At 70.8% G+C, this 2,718-nt stretch carries 1 protein-coding gene; it reads left to right on the forward strand.

Annotation, left to right across the window (positions count from 1 at the left end; genetic code table 11):
- Positions 1-2,711: ABC transporter ATP-binding protein (locus tag U9980_RS01180; protein WP_322766306.1), on the forward strand; the 2,711-nt coding region annotated here is incomplete at its 5' end.
- Positions 2,712-2,718 lie beyond the last annotated feature (7 nt).

A 2,718-nucleotide genomic window follows, 5' to 3' on the forward strand; every position in this document is an offset into this window, starting at 1 on the left:
AGGATGTCACCTTCGGCTACCGCCAGGACCGCCCGGTGCTCGACGGGGTGAGCCTGCGGGTCGAACCGGGTGAGACCCTCGCGCTGGTCGGCGCGTCCGGGTCGGGCAAGTCGACGGTGGCAGCGTTGCTGTCCCGTAGCTACGACCCGGACACCGGCACGGTGCGCCTGGACGGCCACGACGTCCGGGCGCTGACCCTGTCATCGTTGCGGGCGCAGCTCGCGATGGTGCTCGAGGACAGTTTTCTGTTCTCCGACTCGGTTCGTGCCAACATCAGCTACGGACGTCCGGACGCGACTGACGCCTCGGTTGTGGCCGCGGCCCGGGCAGCCCAGGCGGACGGCTTCATCCGCGATCTCCCGGACGGCTACGACACGGTCGTCGGTGAGCAGGGGCTCACCCTCTCCGGCGGGCAGCGTCAGCGGATCGCGCTGGCTCGCGCCCTGCTGACCGACGCGCCCATCCTGGTTCTGGACGACGCGACGTCCGCGGTTGACGTCCGGGTCGAGGCCGAGATCCATGCCGCGTTGCGAGAGATCATGGGTAGCAGGACGACGCTGCTGATCGCCCACCGTCGATCCACTCTGCAGTTGGCTGATCGCATCGCGGTGCTCGACGCCGGGCGCCTGGTCGACGTCGGCACCGACGAGGAACTGTCCGCTCGTTGCGCGCTCTACCCGGTGCTGGTGGACGGCCAGGTTCGCGGGCCGACGGCGACCGCACCCGCGCCCCGGCAGGCACCCCCCGCCATGTCCCTCTCGGCCCCGGCGCCCGGGCGAGGTGGTGACATGCGGTCCGCTGCGCCCGGTCCGTGGTCGCCGGCCCGGTCCGCCGACGGCAGGGGACGCGGTATTGGGGGCGCGGCCGGGGACCTTCCCGCGACCCCTGAGCTGCTTGCACGCGTCGCGGCGCTGCCACCGGCCACCGAGGCGGTCGGGGTGCGCACGGCGGACGCCGCCGTCGGTGATCCGGCGTTCTCGTTGCGTCATCTGCTGGGCGGAGTGCACGCGCTGCTCGCGCTGGGTCTGCTGCTCGTGGTGGTGGACGCGGCGGCGGGTCTCGCCCTGCCGGCCCTGGTGCGCCACGGGGTGGACGCGGGCGTATCGCGGACCGCGGGAGCAGTACTGATCCTTACGTCCACGGTGGCGCTCGCCGTGGTGCTCACGGCCTGGCTCGCGCAGGTCTTCCAGACCCAGGTGACCGGACGGTTGGGTGAGCGTCTGCTGTTCACCCTGCGGGTGAAGACATTCGCCCAGCTGCAACGGCTCGGCCTGGACTACTACGAGCGCGAGCTCTCAGGTCGGATCATGACCCGGATGACCACGGACGTCGACGCGCTGTCGACGTTTCTACAGACCGGGCTGACGACCGCCGTGGTCAGCATGCTGTCGTTCGTCGGTGTCGGGTTGGCGCTGGTGGTCCTCAACGCCCGGCTGGCCCTGGTCGTGCTGCCGATGGTGCCGGTCGGCGTCGTCATCACGATGCTCTTCCGGACACGTGCGTCGGCGTCCTACGTCGAGTCACGAGAGCGGGTCAGTGCGGTCAACGCCGCGTTGCAGGAGAACCTCGCCGGCATCCGGGTCGTGCAGGCCTTCCGCCGCGAGGAGCGCAACCTGGCTGACTTCCGTGGTCTGGCACAGCGCTACCGGGAGTCACGGCTTCGGGCGCAGCGCCTCATCGCGATGTATTTCCCGTTCATGGAGTTCTGCTCGGAGCTGGCGGCCGCGCTCGTTCTCGGCGCCGGCGCCGGGCTGGTCGCGTCCGGATCGCTGACCACCGGCGGGCTCATCGCCTACCTGCTCTACATCGACCTGTTCTTCTCCCCGATCCAGCAGCTGTCGCAGGTGTTCGACGGTTACCAGCAGGCCAAGGTGGGTCTGCGCCGGCTGTCGGACCTGCTGCGCACACCCACATCCACCCCGGCCTGGCCCGATCCGGTTCCGGTCGGTCGGTTTGCCGGCGAGATCGAGTTGGACGATGTGCGGTTCCAGTACACCGGCGCCGAGCGTCCCGCGCTGGACGGGGTGAACCTTCGGGTAGCCGCCGGGGAGACCGTCGCACTGGTGGGCGAGACCGGCGCCGGCAAATCGACGGTCGTCAAGCTGGTCGCGCGTTTCTACGACGCCACCGGGGGCGTGGTCCGCATCGACGGTACCGATGTGACGCGGCTCGACCTGGTCGGCTATCGCCGTCGGCTGGGAGTCGTTCCGCAGGAGCCGTTCCTGTTCGCCGGGACGGTCCGCGACACGATTGCCTATGCCCGACCGGACGCCACCGACGCCGAGGTGGAGGCTGCGGCGCGTGCGGTCGGTGCGCATGCGATGATCGCGCTCTTGCCCGGCGGCTATGTGCACCCGGTCGGCGAGCGCGGCCGGGGCCTGTCCGCCGGGCAGCGCCAGCTGCTCGCGCTCGCCCGGGCCGAGCTCGCCGACCCTGACATCCTGCTTCTCGACGAGGCGACCGCCTCGCTGGACCTTGCCAGCGAGGCGGCGGTCACCGAGGCGACCGACCGGGTCGCGCGGCGGCGGACCACCCTCGTGGTGGCCCATCGGCTGACGACCGCTGCCCGCGCGGATCGGGTGGTGGTGATGGACGCCGGCCGGATCGTCGAGCAGGGTCCGCATGCCCAGTTGATCCGCGCCGACGGTAGGTACGCGCGGATGTGGGCGCAGTTCAGCGGCGAGGGTGCACCGGCAGGCCATCTGCTATGATTCGAAC

It is taken from the genome of Protofrankia sp. Cr1 (assembly GCF_963555865.1).
GTDB lineage: Bacteria > Actinomycetota > Actinomycetes > Frankiales > Frankiaceae > Protofrankia.